Genomic DNA, 16,901 nt, shown 5'->3' on the forward strand with positions numbered 1-16,901 from the left:
AGATCGCATGAAGTTCCGCACAGGTCTGATGCTCGGCGCCGCAGCCATGACCGGCCTTGCCCTGACTTTTCACCCCGGACACAACAATGGTGCGGGATTGCTGGCCACCCCGGCTCAGGCCCAGAGTGCTACGCCGGATGCCTCCCCCACCACCAACCACGCGGAAACCTACCGCCTGCTGACCCTGTTTGGCACGGTGCTGGATCTGGTCCGGGCCGACTATGTTGAGCCTGTTTCCGACCGGGACCTGATCACCAACGCCCTGAACGGCATGCTCAGCGGTCTGGACCCCCACAGCTCATACATGACCCAAAAGCAGTATGATGACATGATGGTCCAGATGAAGGGCGAATTTGGCGGCCTTGGGCTGGAGCTACAGCAGCAGGATGGGCATATCCGCGTTGTCTCCCCCATTGATGGCACACCGGGCTTTCGCGCAGGCATCAAACCCGGGGATTACATCATTGCCGTGGATGGCCACACCATAGACGGTACACCGCTGGACGAAGCGGTTAAAAAAATGCGTGGCAAGGCCAACACCAAAATTACCCTGACCCTTGTGCGCGAAAAAACGCCCAAGCCCATTACGGTCACCCTTACGCGCGAGATCATTCATATTGATGTGGTCAAATCCGCCCTGTACGACCGGATTGGCTACCTGCGCATTGCCCAGTTTAACGAAACCACGGAAAAAGAACTGCTCAAGGGGTATAACGCCCTCAAACAGCAGGCTGGTGGCAAGCTGGGCGGTCTGGTGCTTGACCTGCGCAACGACCCCGGCGGCCTGCTGGATCAGGCGGTGGAAGTTTCCTCCAGCTTTATCCGCTCGGGCGAAATTGTCTCCACCCGTGCCCGCCACGCCAAGGACAGCCAGCGCTGGGATGCCCACGGAACCGACATTACGGATGGTCTGCCCATGGTGGTGCTGATCAATGGTGGCTCCGCCTCCGCGTCGGAAATTGTGTCCGGCGCATTGCAAGACCACCACCGCGCCGTGCTTGTTGGTACGCGCACCTTTGGCAAAGGCTCCGTGCAGTCCATTATTCCCATTCCCGGCAATGGGGCGGTACGCCTGACAACCGCGCGTTACTACACACCTTCTGGCCGTTCCATTCAGGCGCTGGGTATTACACCTGATGTTGTGGTCAAGGAAACGCGCGAAGACCCCGCATTCAGCCTGCGTGAAGCCGATCTGGAACATATTCTCAAAAATCAGGGCGGCAACCAGACCAAGGCGCAGCCACGCACGGACCTGCCTGCCATTGCCAAGATTATTCCCGACCAGCCCCCCGCCAACTGGCCGGAATTTGAATACAACAAGCCCAATACGGACTTCCAGCTCCAAGAAGGCCTGCGTGTTGTGCGGTCCATGGCTGGCCTACCAGCCCCCGACCCCACGGCATCCCTGCCGCCGGTCAAGCCAGCGGCCAAGACCGACTGTTCGGCTCATAACTAACGCATAGCAGGCAAAAGGCAGTGGTCATGCAGACACCCCCCCTATGGCAGCAGCTTCCGGCCAATGGTCGGTTGTTCATCCGCTTCTGGGGGGGCTGCCTTACGGCAACGGCTGTTCTGGCTCTGGCACTCCAGGTTATGGGGCCACCCCACCTGATTGCCGGGGGGGATGATATTGATACGGTCGCAGAACCAGCAAACAAAGCCGGCTCTGCGACCCATCTGGTCAATATTCCTCCCCCACAGGCCAGTCTTCTGGAAAAAAATGTTGGCCCCGGTGGTTTTCCCCTCCCAAAGCGCGGGCTACACGGCGCACTGCCACGGCAGATTTATGCAGCGCCTCAAGTGGACGTGCCCCCCGGCTCCCCCATGGTTGCGTTGCTGGTTGATGGTGTTGGCCAGTCCGATGACCTGACCAAGGACGCCATTGCAGCCCTGCCCGGGCAGGTGTCACTTGCGGTCTCCCCCTATGTGGCGGACCCGGACGCTATTATGGAAGCGGCCCGCCTGCACCAGCATGAACTCCTGCTTTCCCTGCCCATGCAGGGGGATACGGCGGATGCAGGCAAAGCGGATAATACTGGCAAGGATGCCGCCACCGACAGCGAAGGCCCAAAGGCACTGGGCGTTCTGCTCTCCGCCCAACAGAACATGGATAACCTGAACTGGTCCCTCTCGCATCTGGCGGGTTATGTTGGGGTTACCAATGCTTTTGACGGGCAGAATGGTGGCGGGTTCTCCAATTCCAACGGGTTCAAATCCATTCTGTCCGCTCTGGACCAGCGTGGCCTGCTTTACCTGAATGCAAGCCCCGATATCCATATTGACAGTAGCAACGCGGTTGGCACGGCTAACGTGAGCATCAATACCGATGAGGATATTGTTAATATTGATATCCAGTTGCTCAAACTCCAGCAGCTTGCCCGCCAGAACGGGCGCGCCATTGGTGTGCTTGGCCCCCTGCGTCCCGTAGCGCTGGCCTGCCTGCGGGCGTGGCTGCCCCACCTCAAGGACGTGGGCATAACGCTGGTTCCTGTTAGCCAGCTTATCCAGCCACCGGACCCGGCAAGCCTGCCCCAACCGGCCAGCAACGGGCAGATGCACGTCAACCTTTCCAACCCGACACCAAACATGATGGGGGGACGCCACTAATGCCGGTTGACCCGACCACCCTGCCTTACCGCCCCAATGTAGGCGCGCTGATTTTTAATGCAGAAGGCCGCGTGCTTATTGCCCGCCGGACGGACATGCCCGGTGCGGGGGGGCCACTCTCGCAAGGAACATGGCAATGCCCACAAGGCGGGATAGACGAAGGGGAAGACCCACGCACAGCCGTTCTGCGTGAAGTGGGGGAGGAACTTGGCACTACGCAGGTCAGCATTCTGGCTGAACACCCGGCGTGGATCCAGTACGACCTGCCCGCAGCACTGATTGGCCATGCCCTTGGCGGGCGCTACCGTGGACAGACCCAAAAATGGTTTGCCCTGCGCTTTACGGGCACGGAAGCTGACATCCAACTCGACAGTCACCTGCCCGCCGAATTTGATGCCTGGATGTGGATTGACCTGCAAACTCTACCCGATTGCGCCGTTGGTTTTAAAAAACCGGTCTATGAACAACTGGTTCCGGTTTTTGCCCACCTTGCTGTCGCGACCTAAACTGCGGAGGGACGGAATCTTCCCCTCCCCTGCAAACAGCAAACAGCAAACAGCAAACAGCCCATAAACAAAAAAGCCATTGATTGGGGAGCAAATGCCCCGACCAATGGCTTTTTTTTAAACCTGAGCTTTACACGTTGTTTTTAATGAGCACCTTTGGCTTTTCCATCACCCCTGAGGGGGGAAAGTAAAAAGCACAGTGGCACGCACAGGAACGCGCCAATACCCAAAATCATGAAGACCTCATTGTAAGACAACATGGCCACCTGACGCGAAAATTCCTTGAACAGGGTATGTTGCGCCACGGCGTCGGCCAGTCCTTCCGGCGCGCCACGAGCCGTTGCCGCCTGCCGCACCTGATCCTGATACGCATTGAATGGCTGGTTAAACGGCGTCATCCAATGCACCATATAGGCTTGGTGCGCCTGCTTGCGCTCGGTTAGCAACGCGGTTGCGCCAGAAATTGCCAAGGACCCCAGCACATTTCGCGCCATGCTGAACAGGGCCGATGCATCGGGGTTCAACCGTTCGGGGATCGTTGAATAGGCAATGGTTGAGAGCGGCACAAACAAAAAGGCAAGACAGGCCGTCTGGCTCATGCGGTACAGCATAAGATGCCTGAAATCCAGCAAAGGCAGCAACTGGGCCGAATAGAACAACGCCAGCCCCATAAGCGCAAAGCCGATAGCAATCACATTACGCACGCTGGTCAGGGTCATCAGCTTACCCACGATGGGAATAAGCACGATAACGGCCATCCCACCGGGGGAGAGCAGCAAACCGGACAGGGTTGCGGTGTAACCCATAACCTGCTGGGCAAACTGCGGCACCACAATGGCCGATGCATACAGCAACGCCCCCATGGCCCCCATAATGGCCGTGCCCACGGCAAAATTACGGTCTTTGAAAACACGCAGGTCCACAGCCGGCTTATCGGTATGGAGCAGCCAGAACACAGCGCCCGTAATCCCCAGAAAAGCCAGCACACCCATAATGCGGATAAAGTTGGAGCCAAACCAGTCGGCATCCTCCCCACGGTCCACCATGACCTCAAGGCAGCTAAAGCCAAGGGTGATCAGGCTGATGCCAATAACATCCACCGGGGCCTTCTGCTTTTGCGCCCATGGCGGGTCCTCCACCACGGCCATGACCCCCACCGTGGTGAGAAAGCCGAATGGCACGTTAATGAAAAATATCCACCGCCATGAGAAGTTATCCGTAATCCACCCCCCCAGCGTTGGGCCAATAACTGGCCCCACAACTGCGGCAATAGCGGTCAGCCCGAACGCCGCCGCACGTTTGGCAGGAGGGAAGCTGTCCAGAATAATGGATTGCTGGTTGGGCTGGAGCCCACCCCCAAAAAAGCCCTGCATAAGGCGGAAAACAACCAGTTCACCCAGACTGGTCGCCATACCGCACAAAAAGGACGATACGGTGAACATGGTAATGCAGATAAGAAAATAGCGCTTGCGACCAAACACTTTTCCCAACCAGCCAGATATGGTGAGCACAATGCCGTTGGCAACAAGATAGGCGGTGAGCGTCCAGGTGGAATCGTCATACGTGCTGGAAAGGCTGCCCGCGATGTGCGGCAGGGACACGTTGACAATGGTGGTGTCCAGAATTTCCATGAACGCGGCCATGGTCACCACAAAAGCCACGGTCCATGGATTATGTTTTGGTTTCCACCCCGCCGTTGCAGCGCCTGCCTGTGCGCTCATGGAGCGACCTGCCCGCCGTTATCCACAACACCATGCGGGGGCGCATCGGAGTGGCCCTGCGTCTCCACATGGACGGTTGGCTCAACCGACAGACCAAGGGCCAGAGGCTGCTCTGGGTCCAGACCTTCATCAATCAGGATTTTAACTGGCAAACGCTGCACGATTTTTACGTAGTTGCCGGTCGCGTTTTCGGGCGGGAAGGCGCTAAAGGTCGCGCCCGTGCCTTTTTGCAGCGAATCAATATGTCCGTGCAGCTTAAGGCTGGGGTAGGCATCCACCCGGATATCCACCTTCTGGCCGGGGTGCATTCTGGTGACCTGTGTTTCCTTGTAGTTGGCCACAACCCAGACTTCGGGCTCTACAATGGCAAACAGGCTCTGGCCCTGACGGACAAAGTTACCCTGTTCGATATTACGCTGCGAAATCCAGCCATCATGAGGCGCGCGGATAACAGTCCATTCCACATTCAGCGCAGCGGACACAAGACCGGCCTGCGCGGCCTTGACCTGTGCCTCCTGCTGCGAAATCTGCACGGCTGCATTTTCAATATTCGGCTGGACGGGCTGGGCCATCTGCACCGACCCTTCGGAGGCCATGACCCGTGCCTGTGCGGCCTCCAGCGCTGCCTTAGCGTAATCTATATCCTGCTGGGAGGTTGCCGCGCGTTCCACGCCATGCTGGCGTTTATAGTCTGTTTCCGCCTTGAACAACTGGGCCTTGGCGTCTGCCAGTTGGCCCTGTGCCTGCAACAGCTTACCGGGGAATTCCAGCAATGCCACGCGGTGCATCATGTCACTCGCCTGGGCCGCGGCCTGTGCGTTGGCCAGTTGTGCGGCGGCTTTGTCCCTTTCCGCTTCCCAGTCACGCGGGTCAATGCGGGCCAGAATCTGCCCTTTGCGCACAAACTGGTTATCATTCACCAGCAGTTCGGTCACATAGCCACCAACATGGGGGGCAATGGTTACGGAACGCCCTGCGGTAAAGGCATCGTCCGTTTCCACCTCATTACGGGTCATGAACCAGTAAAGCCCGCCCGCTACAACCAGACAGCCAATAACGCCAGAAAGGATGACCTTGCCCCGGCTGCTCTTTTTGGCCTGTGGCTGATCAGCCGTAGGCTGGTCCGTGGGGCCACTCTGCTCCGGCGCGGGGGGGGATGATAAAGACTGCTCGTTGTGGTCGTCGGCCATTCTGTTCCTTGCCCTCTCAAACACATCCTGCGCGGCATTTTTTTTCGGCCAGCAGCGCTGACCGACCAGTTCGGTCAGTATGTGGCACGTTCATACCCCTGCATCAAGCGCCACATGGACCGCCATGCCCATAATTTACGGTTATGCGTGCGAAACCGCCGTCAGTTTTCTAGCGATCCAGCCCCTGTGTCCTGACCAGACGGGCATAAAGTCCATCATGGCGCATCAGATCATCATGCGTGCCGCATTCCACGGCCCGCCCCTCCTTCATGACCACAACCATATCGGCCGAGCGCACGGTGGACAGGCGGTGCGCAACGATAAGAGTCGTGCGCCCCTTGCGCAGTGTGGCCAGTGCATCCTGCACCAGAGCCTCGTTCTCGCTATCGAGCGCACTGGTTGCTTCATCCAGCAAAAGCAGACGGGGGTTGCGCAGCAGGGCGCGGGCAAGGGCCACGCGTTGGCGCTGCCCGCCGGACAGGCGCTGCCCCCCCGGACCGACCACCGTGTCATAACCATTGGGCAGAGCCTGAATAAACTTTGCCGCGGCCGCTGCATGGGCGGCAGCGGCGACCTCCGTATCGGACGCCCCGGGTCGGCCGATCAGAATATTTTCCCGGACCGAGAGGTCAAACAGCAACGGGTCCTGACTGACATAGGCCATGCCGCCGCGCAGGCTTTCCAGTTGCACATCCCGCAGGTCCATACCATCCAGCAGGATACGACCAGACGAGACATCATGCAGGCGGGGCACCAGGGAAAGTGCTGTGGACTTACCGGCCCCAGACGGCCCGACCAGTGCAACCGTACACCCCGGCTGCGCATCAAAACTCAGATGATCAAGCCCCACGCGCCCATCGGCATAAACAAAACGGACATTCTCAAAAACAAGGTGCCCACCCCCCGCAGGCAGCGAACGGGCCTGTGGGCTGTCTGTTACCGCCGGGGGGTCATCCACCACGGCAAACACACGCACAAGCCCGGCAAGTCCTTCCTGCAAGGCTGCGTTCAGCGAACCCAGCGCCCGCAACGGGCGCGAGGCCAGCAACAGGGCCGCCACAAAACCGGAAAAATCGCCCAGCGTCGCCCCACCCATGGCCGCACGCCAGCCAGCAAAGCCAAGCACGGCGGCAACTGCGGCTCCCCCCAGTGCCTCCAGCAGAGGCTCCACCCGTGCACGGCCACGGGTGATCCGCAGCATGGCCTGATACAGATGACCAAACGAGAGCGCTGCCCGCGCGCTCTCGCTCTCTTCCAGCCTGTAAACGCGCACCGTGCGGGCCTGCGCAAAACTTTCGGTCAGGAAGGCTGCTGTTTCCCCCACCCGTTCCTGCATTCCGTTCGAGGCGCGGCGCACACGCTTGCCAAGACGTTGGATGGGCACTGCGGCTATGGGGTACAGCACGGCTGCGATCAGGCTGAGTTCCCAATCCATGTACAGCATGGAGATGATCAGCCCCACAACCGTAACCACATCTCCCATGGAGCTTACGGCACGGATCAGGGCATCCCGAATGGTGACCGCATCCGTGGTAAAGCGCGCGGCCAGCTTGGCCGGAGCCTCCCGCTCCACATGGGCGATATCAGTCCGGAGCAGGTGTTCAAACATCTGCTCCTGCAAACCCCGGATCACCAATAGCACCAGCCCGTGTGTTGCAAGGGTCTGCGCGTACTGGGCCAGAGCCTTGGCCAGTGTGATCACCACCACCAGCAGCGGAACCTGATACAGAATACGCGGATCACGCGTGGCAAACATGTCCAGTGCTCGCTGGATAACCAGCGGGTACAGTGCTGTCAGCGCCGCTGTCAGCACCGTAACGGCTACAACTGTGGCAATGCGGGCGGGGTACTGGCTTATCTGCGTACGCCACAGCCTTCTGAGCAGGGCGCGCGTATCATCGGGCCGCAGGGGGCGGGAAGAAGCGGATGGGGCGGCAGGGGGCTCGGACGTCATACCCTGTCTTTACCAGCCTCTCCCCCTCCCATGTAAGGGGCGGGGCTCAGCTTTGTGCCGCTTTTGCATCCAGCAGGTGCTTTATCTGCATGCGGCACGCATGCGCTCCCGCACGGCACCCTCCGTCCAGCCACCATTGGCGGACAAGCCCTATAATCCGCCCGACTTCCGGCCCTGCCTGCCCACCCATGGCCAGCACATCCCGCCCGGCTATGGGAAAAACCGGAGCCTCAATCCCGCGCAACCGGCTCCTGAGTTGTGCAAACGCCGCGTTCTGCACCGCCGTGCGTGGCGTTGCGGCCTGATGCAGCCATATGCGCCCTTCCAGCACATCATGCGGCTCGTCTGCCACAAGGCGGCGCAGAGCATCATCGCTCATGCTTACATCGGGCATGGGGGTGGATCGATTTAACGCCGCCAGCAGTCCGGTCTGGGCGCGGGACATCTTCAGGCGGCGGGCAACAGCAAGCGGAGCCGCGCTCAACCCCGCCAGCCGCAATAACGCATGCCCCGGTGCGCCGTAGTCCAGCAGCCGCACACACCGCTCCAGTGTATGGCCTTCTGGCAATATACGGGCCAGAACGCCTGTATTCTCCATAAGACGCAGAATGGCGGCCACATTCGGCCCGACCAGAATCCGCTGCAACTCCATCCACACCCGCTCGACCGACAGACCATCAAGCAAAGCAACACCGCAGCTTATGGCATACAGGGCCTGCTGATCCGGCTGCCCCCGCCCGTAACGCCCATAAAAGCGGAAAAACCGTAGAATACGCAGTGCGTCCTCTTCTATCCGCAGCGCGGGCTGGCCCACAAAGCGCACATGCCCGGCCGCCAGATCGGCCTGCCCGGCAAAATAATCGTACAGCACTCCGGCCCGATCGACCGACATGGCGTTGATTGTAAAATCCCGCCGCAGCGCGTCCGCCCGCCAGTCCTGCGTCCAGCGCACAACGGCGTGCCGCCCGTCTGTCTCAACATCACACCTGAGTGTGGTAATTTCGTATGGCGCTCCATCCATGACGGCGGTCACGGTGCCATGTTGCAGGCCGGTCGCCACAACATGCACATCCTGCGCGCGCAGGCGTTCCATAACCTGTTCGGGTGGTTCGGGGGTGGCCAGATCAATATCCGCAATGGCGCGGTCTGCCAGCAGGTCACGCACAACGCCCCCAACAAGGCGCATGGCGGGCAGGATCGACCACAGGCGCGCCAGTGCAGCCTGCCGGGGCGGCTCCAGCCTGCTTATGAGCGAATCATGCGTCACCACTATCCACCGGCATACGCGCAATGGGGAAAAAGCAGCCACAACTCCACACACCCATGCAGGGCACACCTTGGCAGGCCCCCGGCTCGGCCAGAGCCGCCAGTTCGTACCACACCGCGCGGGACAGGCGTGCCTCCAGCGGGTAGGTCCCCTCCCCCTGCCTTATGGTCAGGTAAGGGGGGCAGCCCTCGGGGCAGGCTTCGGGCGGGATGTCCCACAGGGTCCGAATCGGGTGTTCGGCATCGGCCACCACCACCTCGTCCATGTTGGTGCGAAAACTCAGGCGCTGCATACGCCCCATGCCGCTCCAGTCCAGCTCCACCGCTAAAAAGGGAACATCCTCAACCTCGATCACGCCGCTCTCAAACGGTGTGCGGAGCAGGTAAGCGCCCTGCGCATCCCGCGTGAGCAGGGAGCCAAACAGGCAGGACATGGCCTTGCGCTTGATCTCGGACCCACGGTACAGCCACACGCCATCCCGCCTGACCAAAAAAGGCAGACGCCGGTTTTCCGCTCCGTCAGGGGTATCGGTCCCGTGCTTATCGTGGCACGAAAGGGCCTGCGCGCCGCCTACCTGTTCACCTTTCACTGACTCACCATCCTGTTAATACGTGTCCTTGTGTTGTGCACAATGATATAGGGAGCTTACCCCGCTTGATGTAAGCCCTGCATGTAATTCAGACTGGATCCATGACCACATCAGACGCACCGTTTCCGGCACAACAGCCTTCCTCCCCCCCAGAAGTGCGGGAGGCAGATCGTATCTGTGAACGGCTTGCCGCCGTCCAGCAGGAAATTTCAACCGTCATTTTCGGGCAGGACCAGATTATCCGCCAGACGCTGACCACGGTTCTGGCTGGTGGGCATGCCCTGCTGGTTGGCGCTCCGGGTCTGGGCAAGACCTTGCTGGTGACCACACTTGGCACTGTGCTGGGCCTGAACGCCCGCCGCGTGCAGTTTACTCCCGACCTGATGCCCTCCGACATTACCGGCAGTGAAATTCTGGACGAGGATGCAACCGGCCACCGCAGCTTCCGCTTTGTGCATGGTCCCGTGTTCACCCAACTGCTGATGGCGGACGAAATCAACCGTGCCAGCCCGCGCACCCAGTCCGCGCTGTTGCAGGCCATGCAGGAGCACCATGTGACTGTGGCCGGGGTGGAATACCCCCTGCCCCAGCCCTTCCATGTGCTGGCAACGCAGAACCCCATGGAGCAGGAAGGTACCTACCCTCTGCCCGAAGCACAGCTTGACCGCTTTATGCTCCAGATCGGCCTGACCTTCCCCGATGCTGCGTCAGAGCGCGCCATGCTGCTGGCAACAACTGGCGCCCAGAACAAACAGGCCCAGCAGGTCATGGACGCGCCAAGCCTTATGCAGGCACAGGACCTGGTCCGCCGCATGCCTGTGGGCGAAAAAGTGCTGGACGCCATTGTAAACCTTGTCCGCGCCGCCCGCCCCCAGAGCACGCCCGACGCCACCTTGCGCGAGCAGATTGCATGGGGCCCCGGCCCGCGTGCAGCACAAACGCTCATGCTGGCCACCCGCGCGCGCGCGCTGCTGGATGGCAGGCTCTCCCCCGGTCTGGACGACGTGGCCGCTCTGGCCCGCCCCGTGCTGGCCCACCGCATGGCGCTCACCTTTGCCGCCCGCGCTGAGGGCGTGACCACGGACGATATTGTGGCCCGACTGGTCAAGACTCTGGGTTGACCCCATGAGCCGGTCCGGACTGACGCCAACCACTCTGCTACGCCGGTTTTTGGGCCAGAACCGCACCGTGGCGGGCGGGCAACACGGTGCGTCGGGCACCGCAAGCCCCCCACTTTCCGCTACGGCGGATATGGCCTGCTCTGCACAAACGCTGGCCACACGCATGCCGGACCTTCTGCTCCATGCCAGCCAGATTGCCACAACGCTGGCATCGGGCAGGCACCCACAGCGCCGCGCGGGGTGGGGGGATACGTTCTGGCAATACCGCCCCGCACAACCGGGCGAGCCGGTCAACCGCATAGACTGGCGGCAATCCGCCCGCACAGCCCGCGCCCATGTGCGCGAAACCGAAGCCGAAGCCGCGCAGACAGTGCTGCTCTGGTGCGATTTTTCCGGCTCCATGCAATGGCGCTCCACCAACGCCCTGCCCGGCAAGCTAGACCGCGCCGTCCTGCTTTTGCTCAGCATGGCCGCCCTACTGCTGCGCAATGGTGAGCGGGTCCAGCTTCTTTCCCCCTCCGGTCTTGTTCCCCTGCCCCCCGCTTCTTCCGCGCTGGAGCGGCTGGCACTGGGGCTTTGCGGGCTGGCGACCAGCACCGACCCTGCGGCTGCCCCACTCCCGCCCCCTGCCCTTGTGCCCCGGCGCACACGCCTGCTGCTTGCCAGCGATCTGCTCTGCCCCGATGCCCAGCTACAGGATTGCCTGCACCAGTTGGCAGCCCACCCCGCACGGGCCTACGTGCTGCATGTGAGCGACCCGGCCGAAAACACACTCCCCTACTCCGGTCGCACCGAGTTCTGCGGCCTTGAGGGAGAAGCCACGCTGGAGCTACCGCACGTGCAGAGCCTGCGCCCGGATTACGCAGCCCTTGTTACGGCCCGCAACCAGTGGCTTGAGCAGACCATAAGCCGGTCTGGCCATCTGTTCACGCGCCACCAGACCGATATGGCACCACTGCCCACGCTGCTGGCGCTCCATGCCCAGATGAGCCAACGCGTATGATCTTCCAATCCCCCACCCTGCTGTTTGCCCTGCTTAGCCTGCCGCTGGTGTGGTGGCTGCTCCGCGCAACCCCGCCACGCGCGCGCCAGCAGGTTTTCCCCCCCATTGCCTTTCTGTCCAAATTACGTCCGAAGGAAACGGAAGCCGCGCGCTCCCCCCTCTGGCTGCTGCTGCTCCGCCTTGTCGCTATCGGGTTGCTGGTGGTCGGGTTTGCCCGCCCGTTTATTCCCGGCACCCGTGATGTGGTGCAAACCCACGGGCCTGTTCTGCTGGTCCTTGACGACGGAATGCTGAGTGCGGCGGACTGGACTGACCGCCTGACCACAGCACAAACCATTGTAGATGACGCAGAGCGCACGCAATCCAGCATGCTGGTGCTGGGCACCGCCCCACAGGCGGAGGATGCCTCGCCAGTCCTTACGCCTCAGCCTGCGACCACTGTGCGGCAGATGCTCAACAGCCACCACCCCAGCCCGTGGCCCGTGGACCGCGAGCGGGCCGCCGAGCAGATCCTGCACCTGCCTGCCACTCCTTTTGCCCGTGTTGTGTATCTGGCCGACGGCGTTGCCCAAAGCGGAGATACAGCCTTTGCCCAAGCCCTGCGCGCACGGGGTGCTGTGCGGGAAATCCGCTTTTCCACTCAGGCAGGCATAGCACTTGCCCCCGCCACCCCTGCGGCGGACGGCGCCATGGCGCACCTGATTACACTCCCCACCGGGCAACCCCGTCTTGTCCATGTGGTAGCCCGCGCAACAGATGGCGGTACGCTGGCAGTGGTGCCCGTACCCGTAGCCGCCAATGCCACGCAGGCAGACGTGCACATCAACCTGCCCATAACCGTCCGCAACCGGATTGACACACTGGCCATACAGGGCGTGGCGAGTGCTGCCACCACTGTTCTACTGGACGAAAATACACGCCTGCACCCCGTTGGCCTGCTCTCCAGCGGTGGGGCTGATACACCGCTGATCGGCTCGGTTTTTTACCTCCGCCGGGCACTTGCCCCCCTGTCCGACCTGCATGAGGGTAATCTGGAAACACTGTTGGCCCGCCCCCTGTCCGTGCTGATCGCGCCAGATGGCACACTGGCGGGTGCCCAAAGCCAGAAAACCGTGCTGGACTGGATAAAAAACGGCGGCACGCTCATCCGCTTTGCAGGCCCCGCACTGGCTGGCAGCCAGCACGATACGGCCCCCCCCCCCAATACGCCGGACATAGCGCAAGACCTGCTACCGGTGCCTCTGCTGGACGGCGCACGCCAGCTAGGTGGCTCCATGACATGGGGCACACCGCAAAAACTGGCCCCATTTGAGCAGGCATCTCCCTTCCGGGGGCTGGATATTCCAGCCGATGTTACGGTCTCGCGGCAGGTGCTGGCCAGCCCTTCGGCTGATCTGGGGGCACATGTGTGGGCGCGTCTGGCCGATGGCACGCCGTTGGTCACACATGCGGAACTGGGCAAGGGCGAAGTGATCCTGTTCCATGTCAGCAGCACGGCGGACTGGTCCAACCTGCCCCTTTCCGGCCTGTTTGTGAGCATGCTGCAACGCCTGACGGAACATGCCAACGGGCTGAACATTCCAGCAGACAACGCACTGCTTGCCCCCGCCATAACACTGGATGGAGAGGGCATGGCAGGCCCGCCCCCACCAACGGCGCGCGGCATTCAGGGCAATGTTTTTGCCACAACCTCTGTCTCCCCCATTCATCCCCCCGGCCTGTATGGCCCAGCGGATGGACACAGGGCACTCAATGCCGCCACTGGGCTGCAAAGCCTGCAACCCGCACAGCCTGTGGGCACCATAACGGACTCCTCGGGTCAAAGGCCGGATCTGCCATTGGGGCGTTACTGCCTGCTAGGCGCCCTTGTGCTTTTACTGCTCGACTGTGTGGCCGTTGGCCTTATGCGCGCAGGCAAACTTTTGGCACCCAAAGCCGCAGCCCCCTTACTCGCGCTGTTTGCAGCCCTTGGCGCGCATTCCCCCCCCCTCCACGCGCAGGACCTGAACAGCGTGGCCAAGGTACCAGCCGCAGCGCTGGAAACCCGGCTGGGCTACATTGACACCGGGCATGATGATGTGGATGATGCCTCCCGCGCCGGGTTGCAGGGACTATCCGACTTTGTAAACGCCCGCACCTCCGCCGTGATGGGCCACCCCGATGCCGTGCACCCCGGCACGGATGATCTGAGCTATTACCCGCTGCTGTACTGGCCAATTACGGCGGATGCCACCACCACCCCGGCCATGACGGCAGCCCTGAACACCTTTATGGCGCATGGCGGTATTCTGCTGATTGACACACAGGGGCAGGACGGCAGCACCAGTTCGGCCGACACCACCTTTACCGCCGATGCACCGGGCACGGGTGCAGCCCTGCGCCGGGTTACAACCGGGCTTGTAGTACCTCCGCTGGTGGTCATGACCGACCGCCACCTGCTCGCCCATACCTTTTATCTGCTCCACGACTTTCCCGGCCGGTATGCGGGCCAGCCCATCTGGGTTGCCAAGGAAGGGGATGCCGAGAATGATGATGTCAGCCCGGTTATTATTGGTTCGGCCGACTGGGCGCATGCCTGGGCGGTGGACAGTGCAGGCAATACGCCATTTGCCGTTATTCCCGGTGGCGGTGACCAGCGCCTGCAGGCTTACCGATTTGGGCTGAACACCGTTATTTACGCCCTGACAGGCAGCTACAAGGCTGATCAGGTGCATGTTCCCATGCTGCTCAAACGGCTGGAGGACAAGCCATGACCCCCCTCTTTGCCTCCGTGGGTTTTGCCCCGTTACTGCCGTTGTGGCTGCTCACCCTAGTAGGTGCTCTGGCTCTGGTTCTGTGCGGGTGGGGAGTGTTCAGCCGCACTCGGGGGGCCATCCTGCGCCTATGCAGCGTCTGTGTGGTGCTTCTGTGGCTGGCCGGGCCGCAACGCTACCATGAACAGCGGCGCACACTCCCCCAGACCGCCCTGCTGGTAGTTGACCAGTCCCCCTCCATGGGGCTTGACCAGCGTGCCGCCATAGCCCGGCAGGCGGCGGATACACTGGCCCAGACCAAGGTGGATGGGCTGAACATCCGCACCGTGACCGTGCGTGGCAACGCGCATGACGGCACAAAGCTGTTTGACGCTCTGGATCAGGCGGCGGCCGACATTCCCCCCGCCCAGTTTGCTGGTGCCATGATGGTAACGGATGGTGAGATTGCCGATGTGCCCACCACCATACCCGAGCGCCTGCGCCCCCTATTGGACACCAACAGCCGCGCGACCTTGCCCCTGCACATTCTGCTGAGCGCCAGCAAGGAGCAGAAAGACCGCAAGCTGAGTGTTCTACAGGCTCCGCCCTACGCCATTGCAGGCCAGAGCGCCAAGCTGCGCGTGCAGGTGGACGACATGGGACCGGGCACACAGGCTGGCACTCCAGCGGAACTGAGTGTGCGGATCAATGGGGAGGAAGCACGGAGTATTCCGGTCCTGAGCGGTGCGCCACAAGAGATTACGGTCCCCGTAACCCAGCCGGGGCCTCTTCTGGTCAGCCTGTCTGCCTCCCCCCTGCCGGGTGAAGCATCGCAGTTGAACAACCAGACCGTGGCCCGTATTACCGGCATCCGCGACCGGCTGAAGGTGTTGCTGATTTCGGGCACTCCCAATCAGGGGGAACGGGTCTGGCGCAGGCTGCTCAAGGCGGACCCTTCGGTTGATCTGATCCACTTTACCATCCTGCGCCCGCCTGAAAAGGACGATGGCACCCCGCTATCCGACCTCGCACTTATTGCGTTCCCCGTGCGCGAGCTGTTTCAGGAAAAAATCAACCAGTTTGACCTGATCATTCTCGACGGTTTTGAAAACAGGCATATTCTGCCACATAGTTATCTGGAGAACATTGCCAGCTTCGTGCGCCGTGGCGGTGGCCTGCTCCTGACTGCCGGTCCCGAATTTATTGGCCCCGGCTCCTTGCAGGATACCCCGGTGGGCGATGTGCTGCCCGCCCACGTGGCCCCGGACCAGAGCAGTATGCTCATCAGCCGCTTCCGCCCCACCTTGACAGACACGGGCCGCAGGCACCCTGTTACGGCGTCCCTTCCCGGTGCGCCAAAGGCCGATGCGCAGCTTGGCAGCCCCACAGCCGTTCCCGGCCTGTGGGGACCGTGGTACCGCGCACTGCACCCCGACAGCACCCATGGCGAAGTGCTGATGAACGGACCGGACAACAGCCCCCTGCTGGTGCTGGACCGGGTTGATCAGGGGCGGATTGCGCTCCTCCTGTCCGACCAGATATGGCTCTGGTCGCGCGGAGAGGATGGCGGTGGCCCACAGGCCGAACTGCTCCGCCGTATCTCGCACTGGCTGATGAAGGAGCCAGAACTGGAGGAAGAGCAACTTACGGCCAGCATGACCCCGGACGCGCTCGACATAACCCGTCACAGTATTGGCGCACCGGCAGCCGCTGCCATAACGCTTACGTCCCCCTCCGGGCAGACCAGCACTGTAACCCTGCATACAAGTGGGGATGAGGGAACGCAGACGACCCATGTGCCCATAACGGAATCCGGTATCTGGCGTATTTCCGATGGTACGCACACGACCTACGCTGCCTCCGAGCAGGACAACACACCTGAACAGACCGACCTGCGCGTAACCGCAACCCGTGTGGCCGATATGGCTAAAATGACCGGAGGTGGTGTGTTCTGGCTGGGCGACACCACGGCCAGCATGCAGACACCTACGCCAAAACTGGCTACATCCGGCGCGCTGCATGGTAGCAACTGGCTGGCTTTTGCACAGCGCGACGCGCATCTGGTAACGGGTAGAACGCCCATACCACTTCTGCCCGCCCCCCTTGCCATGGCACTCGCACTCATGCTGCTCTTTGCCGCATGGTGGCGCGAAGGCCGCACCCGATAGGAATGGGCCGTCTTTTCCGCTCCCATGGGGTGTGATACGCTAA

At 61.6% G+C, this 16,901-nt stretch carries 12 protein-coding genes; 7 read left to right on the forward strand and 5 right to left on the reverse strand.

Annotated features, from left to right (window positions below; genetic code table 11):
* Positions 1-7: 7 nt before the first annotated feature.
* The 3 genes from GOB86_RS01380 to GOB86_RS01390 are packed head-to-tail and all read left to right on the forward strand — an operon-like array spanning position 8 to position 3,113.
* Positions 8-1,456 (forward strand): S41 family peptidase, encoded by a 1,449-nt coding sequence (locus tag GOB86_RS01380; RefSeq protein WP_165990593.1) that lies wholly within the window; start codon positions 8-10, stop codon positions 1,454-1,456.
* 26 nt (positions 1,457-1,482) lie between these two features.
* Positions 1,483-2,607 (forward strand): divergent polysaccharide deacetylase family protein, encoded by a 1,125-nt coding sequence (locus GOB86_RS01385; RefSeq protein ID WP_165990594.1) that lies wholly within the window; start codon positions 1,483-1,485, stop codon positions 2,605-2,607.
* Entirely contained in the window at positions 2,607-3,113 is a 507-nt protein-coding gene (locus tag GOB86_RS01390) for an RNA pyrophosphohydrolase (RefSeq protein WP_165990595.1), read from the forward strand. Before GOB86_RS01385 ends, GOB86_RS01390 begins: the two co-directional genes overlap by 1 nt.
* A 143-nt stretch (positions 3,114-3,256) precedes the next feature.
* Here the strand turns inward: GOB86_RS01390 and GOB86_RS01395 are convergent, their stop codons facing one another.
* The 5 genes from GOB86_RS01395 to GOB86_RS01415 form a co-directional block, all read right to left on the reverse strand.
* On the reverse strand, positions 3,257-4,834 hold the full coding sequence (locus GOB86_RS01395; RefSeq protein WP_165990596.1) for a DHA2 family efflux MFS transporter permease subunit: 1,578 nt from the start codon (positions 4,832-4,834) through the stop codon (positions 3,257-3,259).
* A complete protein-coding gene (locus GOB86_RS01400; RefSeq protein ID WP_165990597.1) occupies positions 4,831-6,024 on the reverse strand; it encodes an HlyD family secretion protein in 1,194 nt (397 codons plus the stop codon). Before GOB86_RS01400 ends, GOB86_RS01395 begins: the two co-directional genes overlap by 4 nt.
* A 169-nt stretch (positions 6,025-6,193) precedes the next feature.
* Positions 6,194-7,978 (reverse strand): ABC transporter ATP-binding protein, encoded by a 1,785-nt coding sequence (locus GOB86_RS01405; RefSeq protein WP_165990598.1) that lies wholly within the window; start codon positions 7,976-7,978, stop codon positions 6,194-6,196.
* 46 nt (positions 7,979-8,024) lie between these two features.
* Positions 8,025-9,245 (reverse strand): CCA tRNA nucleotidyltransferase, encoded by a 1,221-nt coding sequence (locus tag GOB86_RS01410; RefSeq protein ID WP_253543637.1) that lies wholly within the window; start codon positions 9,243-9,245, stop codon positions 8,025-8,027.
* A complete protein-coding gene (locus tag GOB86_RS01415; protein ID WP_194301027.1) occupies positions 9,235-9,744 on the reverse strand; it encodes a DUF1285 domain-containing protein in 510 nt (169 codons plus the stop codon). Before GOB86_RS01415 ends, GOB86_RS01410 begins: the two co-directional genes overlap by 11 nt.
* Positions 9,745-9,935: 191 nt before the next feature.
* Here GOB86_RS01415 and GOB86_RS01420 point away from each other — a divergent pair, with 191 nt between their 5' ends.
* Genes GOB86_RS01420 through GOB86_RS01435 form a run of 4 tightly spaced genes read left to right on the forward strand, consistent with a single transcriptional unit; the run spans position 9,936 to position 16,858 of the window.
* The gene (locus tag GOB86_RS01420) at positions 9,936-10,955 is read left to right on the forward strand and encodes an AAA family ATPase (protein WP_165990600.1); all 1,020 of its coding nucleotides are present in this window, start codon (positions 9,936-9,938) and stop codon (positions 10,953-10,955) included.
* 4 nt (positions 10,956-10,959) lie between these two features.
* On the forward strand, positions 10,960-11,958 hold the full coding sequence (locus GOB86_RS01425) for a DUF58 domain-containing protein (protein ID WP_165990601.1): 999 nt from the start codon (positions 10,960-10,962) through the stop codon (positions 11,956-11,958).
* Positions 11,955-14,711, forward strand: coding sequence for a DUF4159 domain-containing protein (locus GOB86_RS01430; protein ID WP_165990602.1), 2,757 nt, complete (start codon positions 11,955-11,957; stop codon positions 14,709-14,711). Before GOB86_RS01425 ends, GOB86_RS01430 begins: the two co-directional genes overlap by 4 nt.
* The gene (locus GOB86_RS01435; protein WP_165990603.1) at positions 14,708-16,858 is read left to right on the forward strand and encodes a VWA domain-containing protein; all 2,151 of its coding nucleotides are present in this window, start codon (positions 14,708-14,710) and stop codon (positions 16,856-16,858) included. The genes GOB86_RS01430 and GOB86_RS01435 overlap by 4 nt, the downstream gene beginning before the upstream one ends.
* Positions 16,859-16,901 lie beyond the last annotated feature (43 nt).

Origin of the sequence: Acetobacter lambici, assembly GCF_011516885.1 — a bacterium.
Classification (GTDB): domain Bacteria; phylum Pseudomonadota; class Alphaproteobacteria; order Acetobacterales; family Acetobacteraceae; genus Acetobacter; species Acetobacter lambici.

Excerpts from the sequence above, each read along its gene's own strand:
- GOB86_RS01380 (WP_165990593.1), top strand. The coding sequence starts at position 8 with ATGAAGTTCCGCACAGGTCTGATGCTCGGCGCCGCAGCCATGACCGGC.
- GOB86_RS01385 (WP_165990594.1), top strand. The coding sequence starts at position 1,483 with ATGCAGACACCCCCCCTATGGCAGCAGCTTCCGGCCAATGGTCGGTTG.
- GOB86_RS01390 (WP_165990595.1), top strand. The coding sequence starts at position 2,607 with ATGCCGGTTGACCCGACCACCCTGCCTTACCGCCCCAATGTAGGCGCG.
- GOB86_RS01395 (WP_165990596.1), bottom strand. The coding sequence starts at position 4,834 with ATGAGCGCACAGGCAGGCGCTGCAACGGCGGGGTGGAAACCAAAACAT.
- GOB86_RS01400 (WP_165990597.1), bottom strand. The coding sequence starts at position 6,024 with ATGGCCGACGACCACAACGAGCAGTCTTTATCATCCCCCCCCGCGCCG.
- GOB86_RS01405 (WP_165990598.1), bottom strand. The coding sequence starts at position 7,978 with ATGACGTCCGAGCCCCCTGCCGCCCCATCCGCTTCTTCCCGCCCCCTG.
- GOB86_RS01420 (WP_165990600.1), top strand. The coding sequence starts at position 9,936 with ATGACCACATCAGACGCACCGTTTCCGGCACAACAGCCTTCCTCCCCC.
- GOB86_RS01425 (WP_165990601.1), top strand. The coding sequence starts at position 10,960 with ATGAGCCGGTCCGGACTGACGCCAACCACTCTGCTACGCCGGTTTTTG.
- GOB86_RS01430 (WP_165990602.1), top strand. The coding sequence starts at position 11,955 with ATGATCTTCCAATCCCCCACCCTGCTGTTTGCCCTGCTTAGCCTGCCG.
- GOB86_RS01435 (WP_165990603.1), top strand. The coding sequence starts at position 14,708 with ATGACCCCCCTCTTTGCCTCCGTGGGTTTTGCCCCGTTACTGCCGTTG.